At 65.1% G+C, this 25,355-nt stretch carries 21 protein-coding genes and 4 pseudogenes; 13 read left to right on the forward strand and 12 right to left on the reverse strand.

All coding sequences use genetic code 11. The annotated features are described in order from the left end of the window. Positions 1-20: 20 nt before the first annotated feature. Both DRB87_RS18880 and DRB87_RS18885 read right to left on the reverse strand, forming a co-directional pair. Positions 21-1,495, reverse strand: a pseudogene (locus DRB87_RS18880) (sodium:solute symporter). After that, positions 1,492-1,716: a DUF3311 domain-containing protein gene (locus DRB87_RS18885; protein ID WP_130026979.1), complete on the reverse strand. Its 225-nt coding sequence runs from the start codon at positions 1,714-1,716 to the stop codon at positions 1,492-1,494. The pseudogene DRB87_RS18880 and the gene DRB87_RS18885 overlap by 4 nt, the downstream one beginning before the upstream one ends. Before the next feature lie 314 nt (positions 1,717-2,030). Here DRB87_RS18885 and DRB87_RS18890 point away from each other — a divergent pair, with 314 nt between their 5' ends. From DRB87_RS18890 to DRB87_RS18900, 3 genes are all read left to right on the forward strand, one after another. Next, positions 2,031-2,831: a GntR family transcriptional regulator gene (locus DRB87_RS18890; protein WP_240756060.1), complete on the forward strand. Its 801-nt coding sequence runs from the start codon at positions 2,031-2,033 to the stop codon at positions 2,829-2,831. Positions 2,832-3,036: 205 nt separating this feature from the next. After that, the gene (locus DRB87_RS18895) at positions 3,037-4,338 is read left to right on the forward strand and encodes a UDP-N-acetylglucosamine 1-carboxyvinyltransferase (protein ID WP_130026980.1); all 1,302 of its coding nucleotides are present in this window, start codon (positions 3,037-3,039) and stop codon (positions 4,336-4,338) included. Between the two features lie 445 nt (positions 4,339-4,783). Beyond that, entirely contained in the window at positions 4,784-5,380 is a 597-nt protein-coding gene (locus DRB87_RS18900; protein ID WP_240756061.1) for a sensor histidine kinase KdpD, read from the forward strand. Positions 5,381-5,488: 108 nt separating this feature from the next. Here DRB87_RS18900 and DRB87_RS18905 read toward each other — a convergent pair. The 3 genes and pseudogenes from DRB87_RS18905 to DRB87_RS18915 form a co-directional block, all read right to left on the reverse strand. Continuing rightward, positions 5,489-6,837: pseudogene (locus DRB87_RS18905) on the reverse strand (MFS transporter). A 65-nt stretch (positions 6,838-6,902) separates the two neighbouring features. Next, entirely contained in the window at positions 6,903-7,556 is a 654-nt protein-coding gene (locus DRB87_RS18910) for a DUF4286 family protein (RefSeq protein WP_130026982.1), read from the reverse strand. A gap of 214 nt (positions 7,557-7,770) precedes the next feature. After that, a pseudogene (locus DRB87_RS18915) lies at positions 7,771-8,723 on the reverse strand (LysR family transcriptional regulator). 285 nt (positions 8,724-9,008) lie between these two features. Here DRB87_RS18915 and DRB87_RS18920 point away from each other — a divergent pair. The 4 genes from DRB87_RS18920 (at position 9,009) to DRB87_RS18935 (ending at position 11,974) form a co-directional block, all read left to right on the forward strand. Beyond that, positions 9,009-9,221, forward strand: coding sequence for a hypothetical protein (locus DRB87_RS18920; protein ID WP_130026983.1), 213 nt, complete (start codon positions 9,009-9,011; stop codon positions 9,219-9,221). A gap of 62 nt (positions 9,222-9,283) precedes the next feature. After that, the gene (locus tag DRB87_RS18925; protein ID WP_130026984.1) at positions 9,284-9,631 is read left to right on the forward strand and encodes a hypothetical protein; all 348 of its coding nucleotides are present in this window, start codon (positions 9,284-9,286) and stop codon (positions 9,629-9,631) included. 242 nt (positions 9,632-9,873) lie between these two features. Next, entirely contained in the window at positions 9,874-11,064 is a 1,191-nt protein-coding gene (locus DRB87_RS18930) for an O-antigen ligase (RefSeq protein ID WP_165385361.1), read from the forward strand. Positions 11,065-11,080: 16 nt separating this feature from the next. Beyond that, positions 11,081-11,974 (forward strand): glycosyltransferase family 2 protein, encoded by an 894-nt coding sequence (locus DRB87_RS18935; protein ID WP_130026986.1) that lies wholly within the window; start codon positions 11,081-11,083, stop codon positions 11,972-11,974. A 93-nt stretch (positions 11,975-12,067) separates the two neighbouring features. Here DRB87_RS18935 and DRB87_RS23130 read toward each other — a convergent pair whose 3' ends face one another. Together DRB87_RS23130 and DRB87_RS18940 are read right to left on the reverse strand one after the other, a co-directional pair. Beyond that, complete coding sequence (locus DRB87_RS23130; protein WP_165385362.1) at positions 12,068-12,238, reverse strand: hypothetical protein; 171 nt, start codon at positions 12,236-12,238, stop codon at positions 12,068-12,070. 123 nt (positions 12,239-12,361) lie between these two features. After that, entirely contained in the window at positions 12,362-13,414 is a 1,053-nt protein-coding gene (locus tag DRB87_RS18940; RefSeq protein WP_130026987.1) for a YeiH family protein, read from the reverse strand. Between the two features lie 256 nt (positions 13,415-13,670). On the opposite strand from DRB87_RS18940, the gene DRB87_RS18945 reads away from it, so the two are divergent. After that, positions 13,671-14,333 (forward strand): 2-hydroxychromene-2-carboxylate isomerase, encoded by a 663-nt coding sequence (locus tag DRB87_RS18945; RefSeq protein WP_130026988.1) that lies wholly within the window; start codon positions 13,671-13,673, stop codon positions 14,331-14,333. A gap of 18 nt (positions 14,334-14,351) precedes the next feature. Here DRB87_RS18945 and DRB87_RS24350 read toward each other — a convergent pair. The 4 genes and pseudogenes from DRB87_RS24350 to DRB87_RS18965 all read right to left on the reverse strand — a co-directional run bounded on the left by DRB87_RS24350 (position 14,352) and on the right by DRB87_RS18965 (position 18,310). Further along, positions 14,352-15,619, reverse strand: a pseudogene (locus DRB87_RS24350) (SGNH/GDSL hydrolase family protein). Between the two features lie 196 nt (positions 15,620-15,815). Next, on the reverse strand, positions 15,816-16,415 hold the full coding sequence (locus DRB87_RS18955) for an OmpA family protein (protein ID WP_305037076.1): 600 nt from the start codon (positions 16,413-16,415) through the stop codon (positions 15,816-15,818). An 81-nt stretch (positions 16,416-16,496) separates the two neighbouring features. Then, positions 16,497-17,729 (reverse strand): diguanylate cyclase domain-containing protein, encoded by a 1,233-nt coding sequence (locus tag DRB87_RS18960; protein ID WP_130027972.1) that lies wholly within the window; start codon positions 17,727-17,729, stop codon positions 16,497-16,499. Between the two features lie 134 nt (positions 17,730-17,863). After that, entirely contained in the window at positions 17,864-18,310 is a 447-nt protein-coding gene (locus DRB87_RS18965) for a YfiR family protein (protein ID WP_240756064.1), read from the reverse strand. A gap of 603 nt (positions 18,311-18,913) precedes the next feature. Here DRB87_RS18965 and DRB87_RS18970 point away from each other — a divergent pair. The 5 genes from DRB87_RS18970 to DRB87_RS18985 all read left to right on the forward strand — a co-directional run bounded on the left by DRB87_RS18970 (position 18,914) and on the right by DRB87_RS18985 (position 24,765). Then, on the forward strand, positions 18,914-20,041 hold the full coding sequence (locus DRB87_RS18970; protein ID WP_240756065.1) for a sensor domain-containing diguanylate cyclase: 1,128 nt from the start codon (positions 18,914-18,916) through the stop codon (positions 20,039-20,041). Beyond that, a complete protein-coding gene (locus DRB87_RS23775; RefSeq protein WP_370364027.1) occupies positions 20,020-20,634 on the forward strand; it encodes an EAL domain-containing protein in 615 nt (204 codons plus the stop codon). Before DRB87_RS18970 ends, DRB87_RS23775 begins: the two co-directional genes overlap by 22 nt. Positions 20,635-20,780: 146 nt before the next feature. Next, on the forward strand, positions 20,781-21,887 hold the full coding sequence (locus DRB87_RS18975; RefSeq protein WP_130026990.1) for an S-(hydroxymethyl)glutathione dehydrogenase/class III alcohol dehydrogenase: 1,107 nt from the start codon (positions 20,781-20,783) through the stop codon (positions 21,885-21,887). Between the two features lie 78 nt (positions 21,888-21,965). Next, entirely contained in the window at positions 21,966-22,736 is a 771-nt protein-coding gene (locus DRB87_RS18980; RefSeq protein ID WP_130026991.1) for an SH3 domain-containing protein, read from the forward strand. 613 nt (positions 22,737-23,349) lie between these two features. After that, complete coding sequence (locus DRB87_RS18985) at positions 23,350-24,765, forward strand: amino acid permease (RefSeq protein WP_130026992.1); 1,416 nt, start codon at positions 23,350-23,352, stop codon at positions 24,763-24,765. A gap of 57 nt (positions 24,766-24,822) precedes the next feature. Here DRB87_RS18985 and DRB87_RS18990 read toward each other — a convergent pair whose 3' ends face one another. After that, a complete protein-coding gene (locus DRB87_RS18990) occupies positions 24,823-25,116 on the reverse strand; it encodes a hypothetical protein (RefSeq protein WP_130026993.1) in 294 nt (97 codons plus the stop codon). Between the last annotated feature and the right edge of the window lie 239 nt (positions 25,117-25,355).

Here is a 25,355-nt window from a genome sequence, read left to right on the forward strand (position 1 = left end):
GCCTTCCTCTATGCTTCCTGTCAGGTGCCCTGCGGGACGCCTGCCGCCACGTTGCGCGAGCGCGTGAGCAGGCTCACGACCACGAACGTCAGCGCATTCACCGCCAGCGCCACCAGCCCCATGTTGATCGATCCGACGGTATCCGATGCGCCCGGCATCAACGTGCGCAGGGTGACGTCGAACCCGACCGCCGCCGCCAGCACGACAGCGCCGGCGCCGATCCCGCGAAGGCGCCGTACTTGTTGCCGAATGGACGCGGCAACAAGCTCGACACGAACGACGGGAACAGTTGTGTGAGCAGGCTCGACGCGAAGAGCGCAAGCGCCACGAACGTCGCCCCGCCACGCAACACGAAGCCCACCGCCACCAGCCCGAAGACCGGCAGCACACGCTTGGCGAGCTTGCCCACGAAGGCATCGCTCGCATGCGGCGCGAAGCCGTCGCGGTAGATGTTCTTCGCGATCAGCGTCGACGCATTGAGCAGGATCATCGAACCGGGCACGAGTGCGGTCAATACCCCGACGCCGCCGATCACGCCCACGAACCACGGCGAAAACGTCTGCTTGACGATGCGCAGCAGCGCCAGATCCGAATCCGCGCCGGTCAGGCCCGGCACTTGCAGAATGGCCGCGAAGCCCACGAAGAACATGAACGCGATCACCATCTGGTACAGCGGCATCAGAATCGTGTTCTTGCGCACGGCGCTCTCGGTCTTGGCCGCGTACACCGACGTGAACACGTACGGATACAGGTAGTAGCCCAGCGACGTGAGCAGAATCGTGGAGTTGTACCAGGACAGCGTCAGGCCGCTTGTGGGCATCTGCAAAAAGCCTGGCCGCGCCGCTTCGATGCGGTCGAACATCTCGCCGAATCCGCCGAAGTAATGCAGCGGCAGATAGACGCCGAGGAACACGGCAATGACGAGAATCAGAATGTCCTTGTAGATCGCAATGCTCGCGGAACCGTGAATGCCCGACACCGTGATGTACGCCACCATCGCGATCGCGCCGCACCAGATTGCGACCACCGGCGGAACCGTGCCGTACGATGCCTCCGACACGATGATGCCCAGGCCGCGCAACTGAATGATCAGCAGCGCGCTCATGCCGAGCACGGCGACTACCGAGACGACGACACCCAGCGCGCGCGAGCGGTAGGCCGTCGCGAAGAAGTCGGAGAACGACACACAGCCATGTCGCGTTGCGTGACGCCACGCCGCCGGCAGCATCCAGTAGCCGAGCAGATAGGCGAGCGCGCCGTAAGCGAGGATGTAGAAGGCGGGAGGCCCCTTGCTGTACGCCCATCCGCTCGCGCCGAGGAACGTGAAGGTCGAGAACGCCTCGCCTGCCATCAGCAGGAAGACAAGCAGCGTGCCGAAGCCGCGGCCACCCACGGCCCACTGCTCCAGACTCATCGTGCGACCGCGCCGCGCGCGCAGTCCGATGAAGAGCGCAAAAGCGAGGAACGCCGCAATGACGGTCAGGGCGGCGTTCATGATGCCGCTCCGTCGTGTTCGCGCGCATCCTGCGCAGACTCGCGCGAACCGTCAAAGCGGAACATCACGACCATGACCGCCGACGTGAGCAGCAGCCAGACGATATTCCACGCCATCAGGAAAGGCAGCCCCGCCAAACGGGTGCCCACGTGTTCGGCCAGCCAACCGCCGCTGTAAAACGCCGCGATGGGAAGCGCGGCCAGGCAATGCACAGGTTTCATGACGTCTCCAGACCCTAGAGGATTCAATGGTCGGCCGCACACACGTCGCCGTGGGCGGCCCGCTGGCTTGGCCAATTCGGTGGTGTCCGGTGTCATGGCGCACTACATCGATTCGCCATATCATCAACCATACACAAACAAATGGTTAACCATTTTTGTTGACCATTATCGGCAACGATTTGCCGAAATGCAAGGTTGCAATCGCGGCACAGCCGAAACCGAGGGTTTTCCGGGAGGCAGCGCCGACAGGCGAAGGGGGCCGGGTACAATGCGCCCCACACCCACGCGAACCGCGTCTATCCAGGAGATGAGGCTTGAGCCGCACTGCAGCACCGGCGTCGCCGCGCGACGCGTCACGCCCCAAAGCCGCCACCGAGACCGCCGCGGGCCTGGCGGCCGGCGACGATGGCACGTCGGGCAGCGCGGGACAGCAGATCGAGGCGCGCGTCTACATGGCCATCTCGCAGGCGCTGCTCTCCGGCAAGCTGCGGCCGGGCATGCCGCTGCGCGAGCGCAATCTGGCGCAAGCGCTCGACTGCACCCGGGGCGCCGTGCGCAAGGTGCTCGCCCGGCTCGGCTTCGAAGGCAAGCTGGTGCTCGAACCCAACCGGGGCGCGTTCGTCCCGCAACCGTCGCTCGACGACATCCGGCAGACCTACCGCGCTCGCCGCGTGCTGGAGAGCGGTGTGATTGCGAGCATTTGCGGGCAATTGAGTGCGTCGCAGCTCGCGGCGCTCGACGCGCACGTCGCGTTGGAAGCGCTTTCGCATGCGCAGGGCACGCACGAGCGATCGATTCGCCTGGCGGGCGAGTTTCATCTGATCTTGATCGGCATGGCGCAGAGTGCCGAACTCGATACATTCGCGCGTCAGCTCGTGGCCAAGACGGAGCTTTACAAAGCGCTGTACGATCCGGCGGAATTCATGCATTGCGCGCCCACGGAGCACGCGCAACTCGTCGGCCAGTTGCGTGACGGCAAGACGCAGGCGGCGATTGCGCTCGCCACGGCGCACCTCGACGAACTCGAAGCACGCGTGCTCACCCGCGCCGCCGCCGCGGAGACGCCTGACTTCCGCGCCATTTTTGCCGAGGCGTTCGCGGGCACGGCGTCATAGGCTTTCTCCGGCGCCGCCATCTCCCCCCGCGACACGTTGCGCCGTCGCCCGTCAAGCGGCGCGGCAATCCCACCACGGGCGTGGGGGTCGCGTGGCACACTCCCCTGAATCGGGGGTATATTGCGCCTGTTCGCGACGGGCCTGCGCCCGCCTGCCACTTTCGCCCCCGCCTGACACGCTCAAGCAAGAAGCCCGAAGGAAGCCCATGTCCCATCTGGTAGTCCACGGCGGCCAGCCACTGCGTGGCCGCATCACCCCCTCCGCCAACAAGAATGCCGTTCTCCCGGTGCTGTGCGCCACGCTGCTCACCGATCAGCCGGTGCGCCTCATCGGCGTGCCCGAGATCACCGACGTTCGCAAGATCCTCGACATCTTCCGTCAGCTCGGCAGCGAGGTGAACGTCGATTTCGACGCCGGCACGCTCGACATCCACCATCGCGATACCCACTTCGATCCGCGCACGGACCATCTGCCGGAAGAGATGCGCTCGTCGATCATGCTCGTGCCGCCGCTGCTCGCGCGCTTTGGCGTCGCCCGCATCGAAGACAACGTCAAGGGCTGTACGCTCGGCGTGCGCGAGATCGATCCGCACATCGAAGTGCTGCGGCATTTTGGCGGACGCGTCGAGCGCACCGAAGGCTCGCTGCTCATCCATGCGGACGAGGCGCACCCCGCGATCCATCACTGGCTCGATTACGCGTCGGTGACCACCACGGAAAACTTCGTGCTGTGCGCGGCAACGGCCAGGGGCCGCTCGCAATTGAATAACGCGGCGTCGGAGCCGCACGTGCAGGAGTTCTGCCGCTTCATGCAGATGCTGGGCGTGCCCATTGAAGGTGTCGGCACGTCGCAGCTCGCGATCGAAGGCGTGGAGCGCTTCGGCGGCGGCGAATTCCGCTTCGCCGAAGACTTCCATGAAATCACCACGTTCCTCGCGCTCGGTGCCATCACCGGCGGGGAAATCACGGTCAAGAACACGGCGCCGGACCAGTTCCCGCTCATCGACCGCACGTTCGCGAAGTTCGGGGTGAAAGTCGAGCATCGCGACGGCTGGTCGACCGCCACCGCGCAGGGCAAGCTCAAGGTGCAAGCGCCGTTCACGCAGAACATCCTCACGAAAGTCGAAGCCGCGCCTTGGCCGTATTTCCCGGTCGACCTGCTGCCGATCTTTATCGCGCTGGGGGTGAAGGCCGAAGGCAGCGCCATGTTCTGGAACAAGGTCTACGACGGGGCGATGGGCTGGTCGACCGAGCTGTCGAAGTTCGGCGCGCATGTGTTCCAGTCCGATCCGCACCGCCTGATCACGTTCGGTGGCGTGCCGCTCTCGCCCGCCGTCGTGGAGAGTCCGTACATCATCCGCGTGGCGATTGCGTTGCTGATGGTGGCGGCCAGCATCGACGGGCATTCGACGATCAAGAACGCCGATCCGATCCGGCGCGCGCATCCGCGCTTCGTCGAGAACCTGTGCTCGGTGGGCGCGAACGTCGTCTGGACACCGCAGGAGTAAGCCCGCGCTTTCGTGTGTGCACATGTCGTTTGCCGGCCCCCCCCCAGGGGGCCGGGCTCGCCCTACGGGACACGCCGGCGGTAGACGACCCCCCGATCGCCCCACACCGGTCTTCGCCCCGACGAACCCGACGAATGACCTTACCTGAGCCGCTCGCGCCCGCGATCATCGCACCTTTGCCCGACGGCACATGACGTTTGCATGCTCAATCCGGGTTACAGCCGCTCGGCGTTCTGACTCACGGGCAGCGTCGAGAATCGCGGCACGGCATCGCTCACGCGTTGGTTGAGCGTCGGCATCGTGCGGCTCGAAGACGTGCGCTATTACGCGATGCCGACCGGCAGCCGTCAGCCGGAGATCCGATGGTGGGACGTTCGCGCGAACTCGTGCGCGAACAGCGCGCAGCGCGAAGTGTTGCAGACGCGTCGCGAGGAGCACGCGCGAGTTGCAGGCCGCCCTCATCGCCGCGGACGAAGCCAACAGCGCAAAGAGCGACGTCCTGGCACGCATCAGTCACGATCTGCGCACGCCGCTCACGTCCATCATCGGCTTTGCCGATCTGGTGCAGTCGGGCGGGCGCGAAGACGCCGACCGTGGACGCATCATCCGCCGCAGCGCGCATCACATGCTCGCCATGATCAACGACCTGATCGAGTATGCGAGCGGGGGCGCGGCCGACCCGCTGCATGTCGCGCCGGTCTACACCCATGCGTTCGTCGACGGCGTGGCGCAAGAGGGCATGAGTCTCGCCGGCAAGCACGGTAACGCCTTCCTGCTCGACGTGCGTGCGCCGCTGCCGCCCCTGCTCGCGTTCGACGCCAAGCGAGTGCGTCAGGTGCTCGGGAATCTGTTGGACAACGCAGCGAAGTACACCGCCAACGGAACGATCACCCTCTCGCTTTCAGCAACGCCGGACGCGACACGCGCCGATCTCATGCAGGTCTGTTTCGGCGTCGAGGATTCCGGCTGCGGCATCGCCAAGGACGACCTGCCGCGCGGCAGGTTCACCATCTCGCGCAGCGTGGCGATCTGGCCGGACTGACCGCGCTGTGCCAGGCCCCTGCGGCATCGACGTTCCACTAGGCGCCCATCAAACGAAAACGGCACGCCCGAGGGCATGCCGCGGTACTGCGTCGGAAAGCCGGTCCCCTCAGTCTTTGAGCGGCAGGTGTGCCGTCTCGCGCGCGGCCAGGAGCGCGATGGCCGTGGCGGCGAGCGCCACCGTGACATACAGCGACACCGAGACCGTCGTGCCGTATGTCTTGTACAGCGTCACGATGATGAGCGGTGCGAAGCCGCCCCGAGAATGCCCGCGAGCGTATAGGCCAGCGACGAACCGGCGTAGCGCACCCGCGTCGGGAATTGCTCGGTGACGAAGGCCGCCTGCGGCCCGTACATGATCGCGTGAATCACCAATCCGATCACCACCGCCAGCACGATCAGTGCTGGGTGGGACGTATCGAGCAGTACGAAGAAGCCGTATGCCCAGATCACCGCGCACAGCACACCGAAGCCATACACCGGGCGGCGACCCAGCTTATCGGACAGGGCGCCGAACAGGGGCACCGTCAGCGCATTACACGCCGTGCCGGCCAGCACGGCCGTGAGTGCAAGCGGACGCGACAGGTGCAGCGTCCCCGTCACATACGTCAGTGTGAAGACGACCATCAGCGCGTAGAGCACGTCCGAGCCGATGCGCGAGCCGCCGGCCACCAGCAGGTTACGCCAGTGCGAACGGAAGACTTCGGCAATCGGCATGTCCGCCTGACGCGCCGAGTGCTGCATCGCTTCGAACATCGGCGTTTCCTCCACACCGCGACGCACCCACAGACCGAAGCCGACCAGCACGAGGCTCAGCAGGAACGGCAGGCGCCAACCCCACGCGAGGAAGTCGTCGGGGGAAATCGACAGCGTGATGAGCGCGATGAGGCCCGTCGCGATCAGGGTGCCGAACGATGGGCCGACTTGCGTCCAGGACGCATTCAACCCGCGCTTGCGCTGATCGCCATGCTCAACTGACAGCAGCACCGCACCCGCCCATTCGCCGCCAAGCGCGACGCCTTGCACGAAGCGCAGGGCGACGAGCAACACGGGGCTCCAGATACCGATCGACGCGTACGTGGGCAGCACGCCCATCAGGCCGGTCGTCAGTCCCATCACCACGAGCGTGAGCACCAGCACGGCGCGCCGTCCGATCTTGTCGCCAAGATTGCCGAACACGAAGCCGCCAAGCGGCCGCGACACGTAGCCCACGGCATAGGTCGACAGGGCGAGAATGGTGCCGACCAACGGGTCGACCGACGGGAAGAACAGATGGTTGAACACGAGCGCCGCGAGCGTGTTGTAGACGGTGAAGTCGTACCACTCGAGCGTAGTGCCCACCATGCTGGCGGTCGCGAGCCGCCCTTTTTTCGGGTTCGCATGACCGGTGGCGGCCGCGGTGGAGGGGGTGGCGGCGTCGGTTTGCCGAGCGTCGTGGGTGTCGGAATACGTTGTCATGGATGTCTCCAGGGTGTCTGCGGGATGCACCGGACGGCCGGATCCCGCGAGAGGATGGCGGGACGTCAGTCGTCGTTGGCGCCGAGACGCCACAACATGGCAAAGCGGGTGACTTCTCCGGCCGGCACCCCGTAGGCGGCGGCGAGCGATTGCGCGGCGGCGCGCACTGTGTCCTGATCCGTGCCTTCGATCAGTACGACGGCATCGGCGGGCGGCAGCGGCGCGTCCTTGGCGGTGAGCGAGACCGACAGCGTCGGCACGGTGACCTGGAGCGTGGCGCGGACAATACCGTCGCCCTGTGCGAGTTCGGCGAGCTGCGCGCCCAGCCGCGCATGAGCCTGGGTGACGACCGCCTCGCTCAGCACGAACATGGCCAGCATGCCGCCCTGGCCTTCGCCCGCCTCGATATCGAGCGTGCCGACACGGCGCTGTGTGCCCTGCATGCGCGCGAAGTTGCGCAGCGACCATTCGGTTTGATGCTGGAAAGCCCGGGCGTAAGGTTCGCTCGTGAAGACGGCGGCGTCTTGCGTGCAGTAAAGCGCCAGATAGGGGCGCGCGCAGTCGTGCAGGGCCTTGAAGCGACGAGCGAACTTGAAGCCCGGAATGGCCACACGCTCCTGCATGTGTTCGCGGTCGTACCAGCGGTTGAAGTCAGCGTCGAAGGCCGGATCGATATTCGTCCAGATGCAGAGTTGGGCGCGGGGAGCAGTCGCAGTCATGAGGCATTCCATCGGTTTCAACAATCGGGAGGCCGGCCAACACGCGATGCTCGCGGGTCGACCGTCTCGCCGAGTGTGCAAAACGGGGGAAAACGCGTCCAACAAGAAATCAAATTCGCCGCGACAGAAAATTCTTATGACCGATGTCGGGCGGTGGCGGCGCGGGGCGTGTGCGCGCTGGGCATGGCGAGGATCGGGGCCGAGCGCCGAAGGCTCAGGATTCGGCGGCGCCCCAGGCCGGGGCGGTCATGGCGGCGGCGGGTGGGATGGCGATGTCCGGCCCCATGTTCAGGGCAAATTCGCTGGCCGTGCGTTGCGCGAGGCGCGCCACGTTTTCGGCGAGCAGTGCGCCCTGGCGGAACGACCCGACGAACGACAGGTTGGGGAAATGGGCGTTCACGCGCAGCAAATGCAGGCTGTGCTCGCCCAGTTCGCGCTGAATGATGGCCGGCGGCAGCATCGCCACGCCGAAGCCGTCCACGACCAGCCGGATGATCGCCGCGACCGAGGTCATGCAGTTCACGCGCACCGGCCGCTCGGCCGCCACCGAGAACATGCGTTCAAGGGTCTTGTGCGGGCCGGAGTTGCGCGAAAAGCTCACCAGCGGGTACGCCGCCAGATCGGCCACATCGAGCGTTTCGCCTTCGAGATTGAGCTTCGGGCTCGCCACCCAGCGCATCGGAAATTCGGCCAACGGCAAATTCTCGATGCCCGCGCCGTGCAGAACGTCAGTTTGCAGCGCGAGGTCGAGCGTACCGGCTTCGAGTTGCTTGCAAAGTCGGATGGTCGTCTCGCTGGTGACTTCAATCTCGAGTTGCGGATAGTCGTGGCGAATTCGCGCGGCCAGATCCGGAAACCAGCTATGCACGATCGACTCGACCACACCGATCTTGAGCACCCCGGCGGCATGTCGGGATCGGTCAACTCGCGTTTCATCTCCTGCCCGAGCATGACGATGCGCTCCGCATACGCCAGCGCCTTCTGCCCGGCCGCCGTGAGCGTGACCTCCCGGGCGCTGCGGTCGAACAGGCGCACCCCGAAGCTCTGCTCCAGCGACGCGATCCGGCTCGACACGCCCGCCTGCGTGGTGTGCAGACGTGCGGCCGTCAGACGGAAGTTACGCAGCTTGGCGAGCCAGACGAAGGTTTCGAGAAATCGCAGGTTCATGCGGTGTGATGGGCGGTGGTGAGTGCCGGAAGTCTCTGATTCTAGCGGGAACAGAAAACCGGCACCCGAAATGGCCTGGCATGCGACATCCGGGAAAGGTTGTTACGGCCGGGCGTTCCCGCCGTGTTTCGTTTCCGTAACGTTTTATGTCGGGCGTCGGTGGCAAGCGCTGCCCCGCCCCTTACAAATCATGCACTTAACCGTCTCGAGAGGCTTGGCACGAGATTTGCTGGCTGTCTTGCAACGGCCCGTCGAGGCCGGAGGGCCGTATATCTGGAGACTGTCATGGCAACCCCCCATTTCCACCGACCGCATCCGACCGTGGAACTTGCTCGGTGCGTGTTCCGGCAGCATTACATACGCATCATGCAGGCCGATCAGCCCGGCAATTATGCGGTGCTGGTCGACGTTTGGCCCATGGACGGCCGCACCTTCACCAGCATCGATCAGGCGAAGCATGCAGCCATGCTGTTTATCCGAGAGATGGAAAGCGACTGAGTCCGCGCAAGCGATTCCGCGCCAGCGGCCTTGGCGCGGTCACCGAGACGAGATCATCATTGATGAAACATCACGCCACACGCCACAGCGCCGCCGAGCGCCACGTCCTGTCCGCGATCCCGCGCTCGGTCCCCCGCCAGCCGGTCGTGCTGGATCCCGCGGGCGACCCTTATGCCCGCGTCGCGGTCGAGGCATACGCCGAGGCCTGTGCCCATGAGCAGCCGTGGCTGGCGGAGGCCCTGCAACGTCAATATCAGTTGGCCGGCGGCACCCCGTCGAGCGCCGCCGCCCTCTGGCGCGCGTTTCACGAGGCACAGCGGCTGGCCCGCGAAGGCCAGTCGTACGATGAAGCCGCCTGGACTCACGTGGCGCTGCATCTGTGCGGCGTGCTGGGGGCGATGAATTTGTAGTGCTCGGGACAAGCGTCGCGCGCGACGCGATTTCACGCGGAGGACGCAAAACCCGACTGTTGGGGACTGTTTCTGGCATACTTCTCGCTAATTTTTAGCGGATCCGTCCTCAGTACCCCATGCCCCTCACTTCGACGTTGCCGTCCAGCATTCGACGGCGAGCGGTTACATCGATTCTAGGTGCATTGCTTCTTCTCTTTCCCGCTGCGACGCTAGTCGTACCTCGCGGGGGAAACGTCGTGATGTTCCTTCTGCTTGCATGCAGTCTTTACGTGCTTGTCGCGGACGCGCGAACGCCTGTGCCGACGCCATCGGCGTCGGTCATGCCGCGTCACGCCCTGACTGTTTTCACCATCGCGCTCTGCCTGCCGTTCGCTGCCGTAATGTTGAGCGAGTTGATTCACGGGCATGTCGCCGGCAACACGCTTGACTCGCCCTCCCGGTTTCTGATCGCGATCGTGGTCATGTTCGCGTTGCGACGGCTCAGCGAGAACCTGCCCGCCTGGGTGTCGTTCGGCCTCCCCTTGGGGGCGGTTGCGGCAGCCGTAATGGCGTCCTATTCGGTCATCGAACTAGCGGCACGAGCAGAGAGCACATTCCTGAATCCGATTCATTTCGGTGACATCGCCTTGCTGCTGGGAGTGCTGTCAGCGCTCTCGATCAACTGGCTCAAGCGAGACCACGTGTTGGGGGTAATCGTCAAACTGGTAGGCGCCCTGGCCGGTGGTTATGCGTCGTGGGCCAGTCTATCGCGGGGTGGCTGGATTGCACTACCGGTGATGGTCATCTTGTGCATCTGGATCGGCGGCAAAGCGCTGAATCGCAGCGCACGCGGGGCGGCAATTATCGTGCTGTGTGCCGCCATTGTGTTGCCGATCTGTCTCTCGCAGACCGTTCGCACACGTATGTTCACAGATATTTCGCTCGATTTGTCGAACATGGCCAAGGGGCAACCCGACTCATCTGTCGGCGTACGGCTGGAGCTATACAAGGCAGCCCTTCTCCTCATTGTCCGAAACCCTGTCACGGGATTGGGCGCGCACGGCTTCCACGATGCCATGGCACCGATGGCAGAAAAAGGCATCATCACGCCAACCGCCGCCGAGCTGGGACGTGGAGAGGTCCACAATCAGATTCTTGCCTACACCGCCGACTATGGCATCGGCGGCTTTATCGCCATGCTTGCCGTGTACTTCGTACCGGCCTGGTTTTTCATCCTCTGTATTCGCCGTGGAGACAAGCGAGCCCGCCGCACCGGCCTGCTCGGTCTGCTCACCGCCGTGGCGTTCTTCATCTTTGGGCTGACCGTGGAGACCTTCAATCTCAAGGTCACGACCGCGTTTTATGCGACGATGCTGGCGGTGTTCGCCGCGATCGCGTGTCCCGCTAAATCTGAGAACGTAGACACGACCGGCACAACGGAGCGCAAATAACCGCCCGCCTCCCCCCATGCTAAGCATCCTGATTCCCACCTGGAACAACCTACCGTTTCTCAAGCTGTGCATCGATAGCGTTCGCCGTCATTCCGGCGAGGCGCACGAGATCCTCGTGCACGTCAACGACGGGAGCGACGGCACGCTGGCATGGGTTCGGGAACAGGGGTTGCGTTACACGCACAGCGTCGGCAACGTGGGGGTCTGCCTCGCGCTGAATCAGCTCGCGCCGCTGGCATCACACGATCAGTTGCTCTTCCTGAACGACGACATGTTCGTCACGCCAGGCTGGGACACCGCGCTCATCGACGCCGCCCGTGCGCTCGATACGCCGATCTATTACCTCTCGTCGGTGATGATCGAACCGAACGCCGGCGTCAGCAAACAAGTGATATCGCACGACTTCGGCACGACCCCGCAGACATTTGACGAAACCGCCCTGCTGGCCTTCGCCGCCTCGCTGAACCGCAGCGACGTGAACGGCGTGCCGACGCAGCCCACGCTGGTGAGCCGCGGACTATGGCATCTGGTCGGCGGCTACAGCATCGAATTCGGGCCGGGCATGAGTAGCGACGACGACTTTCTGATGAAGTTGTGGCTCGTCGGCTGCCGCACGTTCCGCATCGTGGGCAAGAGCGTGGTCTATCATTTCGGATGCCGCTCGACAGGGCGTGTGGTGAAGAATCGCGGCAGTCGCGAGTTTTTGATGAAGTGGGGAATGACACAGGCTGAGTTCAAGCGCGACTACCTCGATCTGGCCGGCACGCCGGCGGGTGCCGCGCTGCCTAACGTCCCCCGCCCCAGCGGCAAGAGCCGCTTCAAGCGCGCGCTGCATGGCAGCAAGCCTTATCCGCTCGAAGATCTTGAACGCTGGGACCCCAACGTACCGCGGCATTTGAAGCTGGACTGAACGGCGCAGCCAACGCCCTTGCGTCGGCCGACACACGTCAGCCGCACGGCGTGAAGCCCCCGCGACCGATCCGAAACGCCGGATGTCCGGCCATCAATGCCGAGGGTGACGAATTCTCGCCCACGCGTGCCCGACTCGCTGCACCGCGCGATGATCGGGGTGTCGCGTCCACCACAGACCCAGCTCCCACACCATCCCGGCCAGCAGCACGATCACGGCCAGGGCACCGATCGTGTACCACATCTCACCAAAAGACGTTGTCATGACGGCCTCCTGAAAAGGCATCACGGACGACCCGCGGTCGTCCGTGATTCCATTCTAGGCGACGCAACCCGGCTTGCCCGCCGGATTTGCGCTACTTGCACACGACGTCGACCGCCCGGCGCGTCAGAGTTGGCCCATGGCCAGTTGCACCGCGAGGCTACTCACCGAGACCGCAGCCCATACGCCCAGCCCCAGCAGGATGGGACGTACGCCGGTCGATGCCATGCGACGCAGGTTCGATGACAGGCCGATGGCCGTGAGAGCGACGATGATGAGGAATTCTGCTGCGTCATGAATCCAGGGTTGCAGCTCGGCCGGCACAAACCCCGCCGTGCGCGCTCCCGAGGCGATCAGGAAACCGAGGATGAACCACGGGAAAATGCGGGCGAGGCTGAAGTTGGCGGCCCCGGCACGCTTGGCGCGGTATGCCACAATCGCTGCCAGCGCCAGGCAGATGGGGATGATCAGCGTGGCACGCGTGAGCTTGACGATGGTCGCGTAATCACCTGCGGTCTTGCTGTAGCTGTAACCGGCAGCGACCACCGACGACGTATCGTTGATCGCCGTACCCGCCCACATGCCAAATCCCAGATCGGAAAGATGCAGCAGGTGACCGAGCATCGGGAACAGCACCACGGCCGCGATATTGAACAGGAAGATGGTCGAGATCGCGAATGCCGTTTCGTGGTCGTCCGGCTTGATGATAGGGGTGACGGCCGCAATCGCCGATCCGCCGCAAATCGCCGTGCCAATGCCGATGAGCAGCTTGAGCTTGCCGCCGACACCCAGTGCGCGGCCCAGCGCCCAGGCCGACAGACCGGCGGCGGTAACCGTCACGGCTGTGACTGCCAAGGACTCCAGGCCCGTATGCGCCACCTGCGACAGGCTCAGGCCGAAGCCGAGGGCAATGATCGACCACTGGAGCACGTACTTCGAGGCGAACCGGATGCCCGCTTCATACCGTGCACCGGGCGCGAACACATTGCGAACGACGATACCGAGCAGAATGCCGAACACAGGGCCGCCGACCAGCGGCATCTGACGCCCCAACAACAGCGCGGCAAACGCGATGACGGTCGAGAGAATCAGGCCTGCCCACGGATTCTGACGGTCCGGCACCAACGCGTTAGGACGGCTGGCCGTGGGAGGGGGAGTCGTATCGGTTTTTGTTGTCATCACAGCCTCGCTTCTGGAATGACTACAAGTCTACGAACGTCGATTAAATAATAAAAATCGTTATATCAAATACGAATTATCCATAAATACGATAATTCATCGATTCGCACGTCATACCCGAATCGAAGGGCCTATGGGCCTGCGTTTGCGCCTGCATTTGCGCATAACATCCCAAGCCAACCCCTGCCGTGGGTCGCTACACTCTCCGAAACCCCCTGGAAGCGTCGATCAGCCCCCTCCCCCGGAGACCGAACCCATGTCGCAAGCTGTCAACACGCCCACGCGCCGCGCGCAGTGGTATTTCGATTTCGCGTCCCCTTTCGCGTACCTGCAATTCGAGCGATTCGACACGCTGCCGCGCTGGCTCGACATCGACCTCAAGCCGATCGTGCTCGGCGCGATCCTGGCGCATCTGCAAACGCAGGGCCCGGCAGAGACACCGCACAAACGCCTCTTCACGTATCGCATGGCGCAGTTCCGCGCCGAGCAAGACGGCATTACCTACCGAATGCCGCCCGTCCACCCATTTCATCCGATTCGCGTGCTGCGCCTGGCGATAGCGCTCGGCGCGACCCATGACGTGGTGCGTACGATTTACCGTTTCATCTGGGCCGAAGGGCGCGATGTCACCGACCCGCAGGGCTGGCAGGATTTGTGCGCACGGCTCGGGCTGCGCGCCGACGAGGCCGTCGCGCTGGCGGAAACGCCGGCGGTCAAGGCCACCTTGCGCGAAAACACCGAGGCCGCGATTGCCGCCGGGGTGTTTGGCGTGCCGACGTTCGCGTTCGACGGGGTGCTGTACTGGGGAGACGACGCGACCGCGCTGTTCCGCCACTGCCTCGCTGATCCGGCGTGGTTGCATTCGCCCGATGTCGAGCGCTTGCAACACGTCACGATCGGTGTAAAGCGCGAGGGCTGAGAACGCGCTGTCTTGCGCTCACTTCGCCCCGCCGAGGACCAGCGGCAGCGGCACGGCGTCGGCCATGGCGGCGTAGCCTGCATCGCTCGGGTGGGTGCCGTCGCCGCTATCGAGACGTGGGAGCAAGCGCGTCGGCTGGGCAGGATCGCGCAGCGCGGCGTCGAAATCGATGACGCCATCGAAGGCCCCGCTCGTTCGCACCCATTGGTTGACGGCGTCACGCACCGCCTCGCGCTCGGGCGGCAGTTTGCCCGGCGGGATGGTCGTGCCGAGGATGCGAACGTGGTGCGAACGCGCGGCGGCGATCAGCGACTGATACCCCGCGATCATCTCCGGCGCGCTCACGATCACATGCGGCACATCGCAGTCGAGTCCCGCATGGGGCGGCACGTAACCGAAATTGATATCGTTGATGCCGATTTGCACGATGACCGTTCGCACACCGGGCTGTTCCAGCGCGTCGCGCCGGAAGCGAGCGACAAGCCGCTCGCCGTAGCAGGCCGAATCGTGCAGCAGGCGATTGCCGCTGATGCCGAGATTGAGCACGGCAATATCGCGTCGTCCGGCATTCTCCAGCCGCCGCGCCAGCCCATCCGGCCAGCGCCGGTTGGCATTCAACGAGCTGCGCATGCCGTCCGTGATCGAGTCGCCGATGGCGACGATCGCTTGTGCGGGAAGCGCCGGCACCACGCTGACGCCGGCCAGCCAAAGTGTATTCGTGAAGCGCTTCGGATAAGCCGATGCCTGTGCGGCATCGACAAAGTCACCGGCGCCACTCAGAAACGCCGTCTCTTGCGCAATCTTGTGCCAAGTCGTCGGGGGGTGGCTTCGCGCGTGAAGAGGCTCACCGCCAGTGGCGTTCCGGCGCGAACTGCGAACGGCAACGGGTCGCTCTCGAGCGAGGCCCCCGGTGCGATCCGCGCCGTCGGCTGAGCGCCGAACGTCATCTCGCGCAGACTACCGGCATCGACAGCCGCGCCGCGTAGCGCCACGGCGAGGCTTGCCCGCTCGATCACCAGCGGCTGCGTGCCGTAAGCGTTCGAGAAACGCACGCGGACTTCACTTCCCGAGAGTGTTGGATAGACAATCTGACGCACGGTGCGCCCGCCCACGGCCGGCGCTCGGTTGAAAGACGGCGCCGCCGGATGTTGCGCCACCGCTTGCGGCGCCGTCGCCCACACGCCGACGCGCGCGTTCTGCGCGAAGGCCGTCGTCACCGTGGCCGTCGCCACGACGGCGAGCACCCCACGGATCAGGACAACGGGCAGCGCACGGAGCGTGCGCATGGGCCTGCCGTCGGCAGAGGAAGACCGGGGAATCAGAAACGTCGGGAGCATCGGGACAACGTAGGCAGTTCAGCCGGAATCGCCCGGCGGCAGCCGTCATTGTGCCTGATTGTGGTCGTTGGCAACGGTTGACGTCACCGCCGAGGGTACCGCGGCACCCTCGGGTTTGGCAGAACGAAACGGGATGTGTCGTCGCTCAGCGCGTAGAGATGACGATGGCAACGCGCCGGTTCTGCGCGCGGCCTGTCGCCGTGCTGTTATCCGCAACGGGATTGCGCTTGCCTGCCCCGATCGTCTGAATGGCCGCGCGCTGCATGCCCGCCTCGACCAGCACGTCGGCCACCGCGTCGGCGCGGCGTGCCGAAAGCTGCTCGTTGTAGGCGTCGCTGCCCATTGAATCCGTATAGCCATAGACGCTCACACTGTTCAGGCCAACCTTCAGGAGCGTGCGGCCGATGCGAGCCACTGTCTGGCGCGCCGCATCGTGAATCACAAACTCGTCGGTATCGAACAACACCTTGTCGGACAAGCCGAACTCCCAACCGTCTTCGGTTTGCGTAAAGCCCTCAGATTTCAGCGCCGCGATCTGCTCGGCCGTCAGGCCGTGCACGGGCGTGGTCTGGCAGCCCGTCAGGGCGGCAAATCCCACTAGGCACACCAGCCCCATCAGCTTGCGAGCCAACGCCTTCCATCGAGCGAGGACGCGAGCGCCATGGGCCACCATTGCGCGGCGCGAAAGGTCAGAATGCGAGTCGTGCGTGTCGTGCGTGTCGTGCGTTTCAACAGCGAAGTCCAAAGCAGATCCCCATGGCAGTGTGTCATCCGGTCGTCAATTATGGTTATGGTGCTAATTCAGCATGGCGCAATTCACGTTGGTTCACCCTTTGGGACTACCCGCCACAAACCAGGTGCCGACGCCAGCACGCTTGGCCTGATACATGGCCGCGTCCGCCGTGCGCAGCAGCGCGGCGGCGTCCTCGGCGTGGGTCGGGTACAACGCGACACCGATACTCATCGTTGTGACGATTTCGCCGCCATCCGGCAGCACAATCGGTTTTTCCATCGCCACGAGCAGGCTCTGCGCGAGACGCACGGCATTCGACGTCTGTCGCACGCCCACGAGCATGACGGCGAACTCGTCGCCGCCCAGACGCGCCACCAGATCGCCCTCGCGCAGCGGCTGGCGCAGACGCTCGGCAATGGTCATCAACACCACGTCACCCGCACCGTGCCCTAGTTGGTCGTTGATTTCCTTGAAACGGTCGCTGTCGAGATAGAGCAGCGCGACGTGCGTGCCCATTTCGCGCGCGTCGGCAAGCGCCTGCACCAGGCGCGATTCGAAATACGCCCGGTTCGGCAGCCCCGTCAGCCGATCGTGATTGGCCTGGTGCGCGAGCGTGGCATTCTGCGCGCGCAAGTGATTCTGCCACCCCTCGAATTCGTCGAGCAGTGCGTTGAAGTCATCGCCGAGTTCCTTCAGTTCGGCCAGTGGCGTCGCCGCCACGCGCTGATGAAACGCTCGCTCGCGGCGCACCGCGTGGGCCACTTCCGCCAGTGCCCGCAACGGTTTGACGATATCGCGGTGCATCCGTTTGGCCAGGACGTTCGCCACGGCGAATGTCACCAGCAGGCAGGCGAGCACGCCGCCCACCCCGCTCAGCAGGAAAAGGAAGAACTGATGCCCCTGCCCCTGCACATCGATCGTGCCGACGACTTTTCCGTCATGACGAATCGGCATTGTCACGGGTCCGGGCAGCGCGAAGTTCGCGATCACGCGCTCGACTTGTGTCAGGGCCCCGCCGTCTGGACGACGCCACTGCGCGAACGGCGCATTGTTCGCATCGAACACCCGCACCTGAACAAGGTCCTCGTCGCTCGCGATGAGCGCAATCGCTTCCTGAGCCGCCACGCGGTCGCCAAACACGACGGCGGCCTCCGTGGTGTAGGCAAGCGAGCGCCCGATCAGCAGAAGATTGTTCTCGGCATACGCGCGCAAGGCGATCCATGCCACCAGCGACAGCGAGACCGCTGCGAGCACGACGGCGGACACGGCCAGGCGCAAGTGGGTACGGCGCAGCATGCCCTGCAACGACGGCCGGCGACCGCGCATCGGGTCGGGAGCCGCGACATGCGATGTCGCCAACGGCGGCTCACGTTCGCCTTCGGCCGATGCGTCGGCAGGCAGCAGGCCGGCGACCGACGAAGCGCCGGGCGGCATGGGCGAGGATGAAGGACGGTGGGTCGTCATGGTGTCCCCGGCTTTCGTGCCAGCTTGAGCACGTTGGGGTGGACACGAACGCCACTACGCGCAACGGTGTCGAGATTGATGTCGAACGTCACTCGCTCCGAATCGACGTTCAGGCAGAACATGACCCCGAGCGTGCACGAGTCGTTCCGCTCGCTGATCGTCAGAATGGGGTGACCGGCGAGGTTCGCCAGCAATTGGCGACGCTCGGTGTCGCTCACGGCACCGAGATACAACGCGTCGCACAACGAACCAATGGCAGGCTCCGTCACCGCAACACGCTTCGCCTCGACCGGCAAGCCCAGGGTGGGCAACGGCCCGGCGAGCAGATCGCGCGCGTAGTCGGTATTGCCGACCACGCACAGTCGCACCTTGGCGGGGTCCGTCGGCCAGCGGGTGAAACTGATGATGCCGAGCACCACCTGTCGCACGTTGGCGTCCCGCACGTTGGGTGCAGTGGCGGCCTCCGGCGTCTGTGCAAATGCGTTGCCAAACGTGGCCCAACACACAAACCACAGAAAACACGCCAGGGGCGCGCGCAGACGACGAGGCGTCCGACGTTCTCGCCAGAGGCCCCGGGTCATACCGCTCGTCGATGTCCACGCGTTATGCAACGCTATCTTCCTTTTGCCGAATGTCGGTGGTGGCGGGCACGTCACGCGAGGCTTGACCGGCGTGCTGCGCAAACCCGCGTGAATCAGGCCGCATCATACCGAAGGGATCGCGCTCGGGCCATAGGAATGCCCCGGTCACCCCTCGCCGCGGCCGGCGTTTTGCCGTCGCTGGCCGCCTCGATTCAAGGCGCGCCCGCGGCGGATCGCAGCCCACAGCATGCGCGTGCCCACGCATTTTCGGAACCCCATCGCCCCCGCGTTTTCCCTTGCCCGCGCGCGCATTCCTCATGGCAGAATGGTACGCACAACCATTTGAAAAACAAAAGAAATTCGGCGATCGGATCTCTCGATTTTCGAGATAAAAATCACGACGCCAGGGAGGTATTGCATGACGTTCCTGAAGTCCGGCTTGGCCGGCTTTCGGGGGGGCCGGGCATGAACGATCCCGTGCCTCGTCGGGTGCCCGACGTACAAGCCGAGTTGAGCCGCGCCGCGCTCGACAGTGCGCCCTATGCCATGTTCGTTTGCACGGACGACGGCATGCTCGAGCGAATGAACGGCGCGTTCACGCGGCTGACGGGCCATCGCCCGGATGACCTGCTGGGCAAGCGCAGCTTCCTGTCGTTGCTCGATCCGTCCGAGCTGACGCGTCGTCGCCTGCCAGCGCTGGCCAGTCTGTCGGCCACCGAAGCGGTACCGTATGACGACGAATGGCATCTGCTCACACATGTGCGCAGTTGGCTGCCCGTACGGCTGGCGCTTTCCTGCGTCGAACATGCCCCCGGCGAACGACGTTGGGTGGGCATCGTGCTCGACCTCTCGCAACAGGTGCAGGTGGCGTCCCGGCTCTGGTACGTTACGCATCACGACCCGGTCACCCAGTTGCCCAACCAGACGCTGCTCAACGAACGGCTCGAACTGGCGATTCATCGTTGCGCGCGCCAGCAGGTCGGGCTGACGGTTTTGCTGGTCGAACTCGATCACTTGCGCCAATTGCGCAGCACCTTCGGTCCACCGACCGCAGAGCTGGCGCTGCGCATCGCCGCCGAACGCCTGCGCGAAGCCAGCGGCCCCGAAGACGCCCTCGCGTGCCTCGGCGGCAGCCGGTTCGTCATCGTCACCAACGAAACGGGCGACGGCGCGCGTCTGTTCGCCGCTCGAATTCAGGCACGGCTCGCCCAATGGGCCGACGTCGACCAAAATGCCGTCGCGCTCGACGCGAGCATCGGCGCGGTCAGCTATCCCGAACACGGCCATACCCCCGACACGCTGCTGCGCCGCGCCCACATTGCGCTGGGTATCGCCAGCGCCGCCGGTGGCGGACTGCGCGTCTTCAGCAGCGAGATGGACGCGCAGACGCGGCGGCGCAACGAACTCGAGAGTCTGTTGCGCGTCGCGGTGCATGAGCAGACGCACGCGCAACTGCATCTCGTGTACCAGCCGCAAGTCAGTCTGTCCGACGGCGAGATCCGCCACGCGGAAACACTTCTGCGCTGGCGTCACCCGGCGCTGGGGCCATCGGGCCGGCGGAATTCATCCCGATCGCGGAAACCTCGGGACTGATCCTGCCGCTGGGCGAATGGGTGATGCAAACCGCCTGCCGCGAGGCGAGCCGTCTGCTGCGGCGGTGCGGCCATCTGCCGCGCATCTCCGTCAACGTGTCGGCGCAGCAGTTCGCACGGCAGGACGTCGTGGGCATGGTCGAGCGTGCCCTGAGCGCGCATGCGCTGGAACCTCGTCACCTGGAGATCGAGATCACGGAAACCGTGCTGCTCGGGGACTCGAGCGCCGCGGTCGGTTGTCTGCGCTCACTGCACGACATGGGTGTGGAGATCGCGGTCGACGACTTCGGCACGGGGTATGCCAGCCTCGCCTACCTGACCCGTTTCCCCGTCAATCGCCTCAAGATCGACCAGACTTTCGTGCGCGACATGCTCACGCATGCCCACAGCCATGCCATCGTGAGCGCGATTGTTGCGATGGCCCACTCGCTGGGCCTGCGCGTGACGGCCGAGGGCGTGGAGACCCAGGCGCAGGCCCAGCGGCTCACCGAGCTGGGATGCGACGAAGCGCAGGGATTCTGGTTCGCCCGGCCCGTCGACATGCGCAGCTTTTATCACCTCGTGGCACCGCTGGGCAGCGGCGCCCGACGCTGACCTCGCGCCGCCGTCACGCAATCCGTGCCCCCGGCCCCGCTATTTCCGCTGACATGGCGTGTCAAGACTCGCGCGCGTCTTGAGAACGCGGTATGTTACGTCGCGAAGGGACTCCCCCGAACGACGTTGCAACGAGGATTATCGCCATGAAGACCAAAGCCGCCATTGCCTGGGAAGCCGGCAAACCCCTGACCATCGAGGAAGTCGATCTGGAAGGGCCGCGCGCCGGCGAGGTGTTGATCGAGATCAAGGCCACCGGCATCTGCCATACGGACTACTACACACTCTCCGGCGCCGATCCGGAAGGCATCTTCCCTGCCATTCTCGGCCACGAGGGCGCAGGCGTCGTCGTCGACGTTGGTCCGGGCGTCACCACCCTGAAGAAAGACGATCACGTCATTCCGCTGTACACGCCCGAATGCCGCCAGTGCAAGTTCTGCCTGTCGCGCAAGACCAACCTGTGCCAGGCGATCCGCAGTACGCAAGGCCGCGGCCTGATGCCGGACGCCACGTCTCGCTTCTCGCTCGACGGCAAGCCCATCTTCCATTACATGGGCACGTCCACGTTCTCGAACTACATCGTCGTGCCGGAAATCGCCGTCGCCAAGGTGCGCTCGGACGCGCCGTTCGACAAAGTCTGCTACATCGGTTGCGGCGTGACGACCGGCGTGGGCGCCGTGGTCTATTCGGCGAAGGTCGAGGCAGGGGCGAACGTCGTGGTGTTTGGCCTCGGCGGCATTGGCCTGAACGTGATCCAGGGCGCAAAGATGGTCGGTGCCGACAAGATCATTGGCGTCGATATCAACCCGGGGCGCGTGGCGCTCGCCAAGAAGTTCGGCATGACGCACTTCATCAATCCGAATGACGTCGAAAACGTCGTCGACACGATCGTGCAATTGACCGACGGCGGCGCCGATTACTCGTTCGAGTGCATCGGCAACGTGACGACCATGCGTCAGGCGCTCGAATGCTGCCACAAGGGGTGGGGCCAGTCGTTCATCATTGGCGTGGCCGCCGCGGGTCAGGAGATCAGTACGCGTCCGTTCCAGTTGGTGACGGGCCGCGAGTGGAAAGGGTCGGCGTTCGGCGGGGCGCGCGGTCGCACCGACGTGCCGAAGATCGTCGACTGGTATATGGAGGGTAAGATCAACATCGACGACCTGATCACGCACACGCTGCGTCTGGACCAGATCAACGAAGGCTTCGATCTGATGAAGCGCGGCGAGTCGATCCGCTCGGTCGTGCTGTACTGATCGACACGTTTCGAAGGCGCTGTTCCGCCCGCGCGTCACGGGTGCCGGACGCACCGCCGTCACGACAAGGAGACGGACATGAAGACATGGACTTTGCCGCTCGTGCTCGCGGGCGCCATGATGCTGGTCGCGCTGCCGGAGGCGGCGTCGGCGCAGTCCGGGCAGGCGGTGATCAACGCGCCGGCCAACGTGCGCGCCGGTCCGGCCGTCGATTACCCGGTTGTCGCCCAGACCGGCGCGGGCATGCCGGTGACGGTTTACGGCTGTCTGTCCGATTACTCGTGGTGCGACATCGGCCTGCCCGGCACGCGCGGCTGGATCTACGCGGCGCTGCTCAGCTATCCGTATCAGGGCAACCCGGTGCCCGTGCTCAACTACGGCCCGATGATCGGGCTGCCCATCGTGACGTTCTCGATCGGCGCGTACTGGGGCAACTATTATCGTGGCCGGCCGTGGTATCACGATCAGCGCTACTGGCAACGCCCGCCTCCGCGACCGCGGCCGCCGGGGCACTACTCTCCAGGCGCCGGACCACGTCCGCCCGGGGGCCACTATCCCGGCGCAGGGCCTCGCCCGCCGGGACCGGGGGCCGGACCGGGGCACCGCCCGCCCGGTCACGGTGCGGGCCCGGGGCCCGGGCCGCGTCCCCCGGGGCACAACGCCAATCCGGGGCCGCGTCCACAGGGAGGCGGCGGTAGTGCGGGTCCGCGTCCGCCGGGTGGGGGGAATCGCGCAGACTATGATCGTGGGCGGGGCGGGGGACGCGCAGGTGGACAAGGCGGTGGACACGGTGGACGTCCGCCCGGCGGCGGTCCGGGGGGCGGTGGCCCCGGTGGTTCCAACCACTGACCCCGCCAACCGCGCGCGTCGCCCTGTCCGCGACGCGGCGGCCCTCGCGCCGCGGCTCCCCATCGATGTGCCCCCAATTCAGCAGACGTTGTACGCACCTTGGGAAAAATCGCTTAAAATATGAGCAATTCCGGCCAGGCGGAGGCGCCGATCAGGCACCGATGGCCGGACCGCAGGACAGCGAGCCTTCGCCCGAACGACGCCACGGCGTCGAACGGGCACCCACCTTGCAGACCCACCCTTCTCCGATGTGCCGCGGCGACAGTCGTCACGCACACGGCAGTCCGGCAGGATCCTCCGTAAGTCTCGATCGTGTTCGTCCCGCCCCGGTGCGCACTGCGCGCGCCGTGGTTGTCTATCGTCTTGCCGCATCCGGCGCGCGCCCCCCGCGCATGCCACCGACGGCCGACAGGCCGGTGCCACGCGCACCGCGCGACGTTAGCGCAACGAGGAGGTTCGACCCACCCTGTGGTGTTCCGCCAGGCATGGGAACGAGCGGCCACAAGCCCGGGGTGCCCTTGCAGCCAGGTCGCGGGAGGCCTCTCCCGTGGATTCCCCGATGGCGTGCCACGCGCACGCCAGGGGCATACGTTGCAGGAACCTTTTGCAGGTCATGAGTCTTTTTCGAACCAAAAACATCGAGAACATGCTGGTCGCAAGCCGTACCGGCAGTCTCAAAAAGGTGCTGGGCCCGGTCGATCTGGTCCTGATGGGCATCGGCGCCATCATCGGCACCGGCATTTTCGTGCTCACAGGCACCGGCGCCCTCACCGCCGGCCCCGCGCTCACGCTCTCGTTCATCATCGCGGCAACCGCTTGCGGCTTCGCGGCCCTGTGCTACGCGGAATTCGCGTCGACGATTCCCGTCTCCGGATCGATCTACACCTACAGCTACGCCACGCTCGGCGAGATCGTCGCGTGGATCATCGGCTGGGATCTGATGCTCGAGTATGGGCTGGCCTCGTCGGCCGTCTCGGTCGGGTGGTCGGGCTACTTCCAGTCGCTCGCGGCAGGGTTCGGTCTACATTTGCCCGCCGCCATCACGGCAGCACCAGGCAGCGTGCCCGGCATCACGACCTTCATCAACCTGCCGGCCGTCGTCATCATGCTGCTCATCACGTGGGTCCTGTCGTACGGCGTGCGTGAGTCCGCCCGCATCAACAATCTGATGGTGGCGATCAAGATCGGCGTCGTGCTGCTGTTCATCGCGGTGGGCGTGTGGCATGTGAAGCCGGCCAACTGGACACCGTTCATGCCGTTCGGCACCCGCGGCATGTTCAATGCCGCCGCGCTCGTGTTCTTCGCGTTCATCGGCTTCGATGCCGTGACGTCGGCAGCGGAGGAAGTCCGCAATCCGGGCCGCGATCTGCCCATCGGCATTATCGGCTCGCTCATCGTCTGCACGCTGCTGTATGTGGCGGTCGCCGCGATCATGACCGGCATCGTGCCGTTCGCGAAGTTCGCGGGCGTGGACCACCCGGTGTCGTTGGCGCTGCAATACGCCGGTCAGAACTGGATCGCGGGCTTCGTCGATCTGGGCGCGATTCTCGGCATGACGACCGTGATCCTGGTGATGACCTACGGCCAGACCCGCATTACGTATGCCATGTCGCGCGACGGTCTGCTGCCGCCGCTGCTCTCGCGCATTCATCCGACGCACAAGACGCCATTCGCCGGCACGTGGATCATTGGTGTGGTGTTCGCCGTCATCGCGGGCTTCGTGCCGCTGGGCGTGCTCGCCGAGCTGATCAACATCGGCACGCTGTCGGCGTTCGCGCTGGTGTCGGTAGCCGTGCTGGTGCTGCGTCGCACGCACCCGGACCTGCCGCGCGCGTTCCGCGTGCCCGGCGCCCCGGTCGTGCCGCTTATCTCCGCCGGTCTGTGCCTGTTCCTGATGGCGCACCTGCAAGCGACCACATGGGTCGCCTTCGTGGTGTGGCTCGTCATCGGCTTGGGGATCTATTTCACGTATGCACGCCGCAACGCGCTGCTGCACAAGTCGCGCGACGCGCTTGCGGCGCAGTCGTAATCGCGCCGCTTGCTGTCCCGCCTCGCGCCCAGGCGCGAGTGCGCGGGCAGGCCCCGCTCAGCCGAAATTGCGATTGATCCACACGGCGCCGTAGCCGAGCGCGAACATGGTGAGCAGCAACGGCACCGAGATGCGCAGTACCTGGATGACCAGCGAACGCGGCGGCAGATCGTCCTCCTCCGGCATCCGCGCCGCTTCGCGCAACGCACCGGTGCAAAGCGCCGCCGCCGCAACGCTCACGACGATCCAGAACGTCTGGTTGTACATCAGCGCGACGAGCAAAAGCGCCAGCGCGACGTTGCGGCCGTGATAGATCAGATTGACGGTAGTACGAAAGGATTGCGGCGACATGTCGGTGTTGCGCCGGCGTGAGCAGGGATGCTCCACCGGCGCCAGGGTTCTGGTTATTCGTCGTGTGACGTGCGGTATGCCGTTCGGCCTGCCGCCGCCTGCAGAATCTGCGCAGCGCTTATCCTGGCTTAACGGCTTTCGCGACCGCAGTCTTTAGCCTGACATCGCGTTTGTGTTCGCCACGCGGCAGTATCGGACGCGATATCGAAGGGACTGCCGCAGGCCACCCCCGGCGATGC

Origin of the sequence: Pandoraea sp. XY-2 (assembly GCF_004193915.1) — a bacterium.
Taxonomy (GTDB): domain Bacteria; phylum Pseudomonadota; class Gammaproteobacteria; order Burkholderiales; family Burkholderiaceae; genus Pandoraea; species Pandoraea cepalis.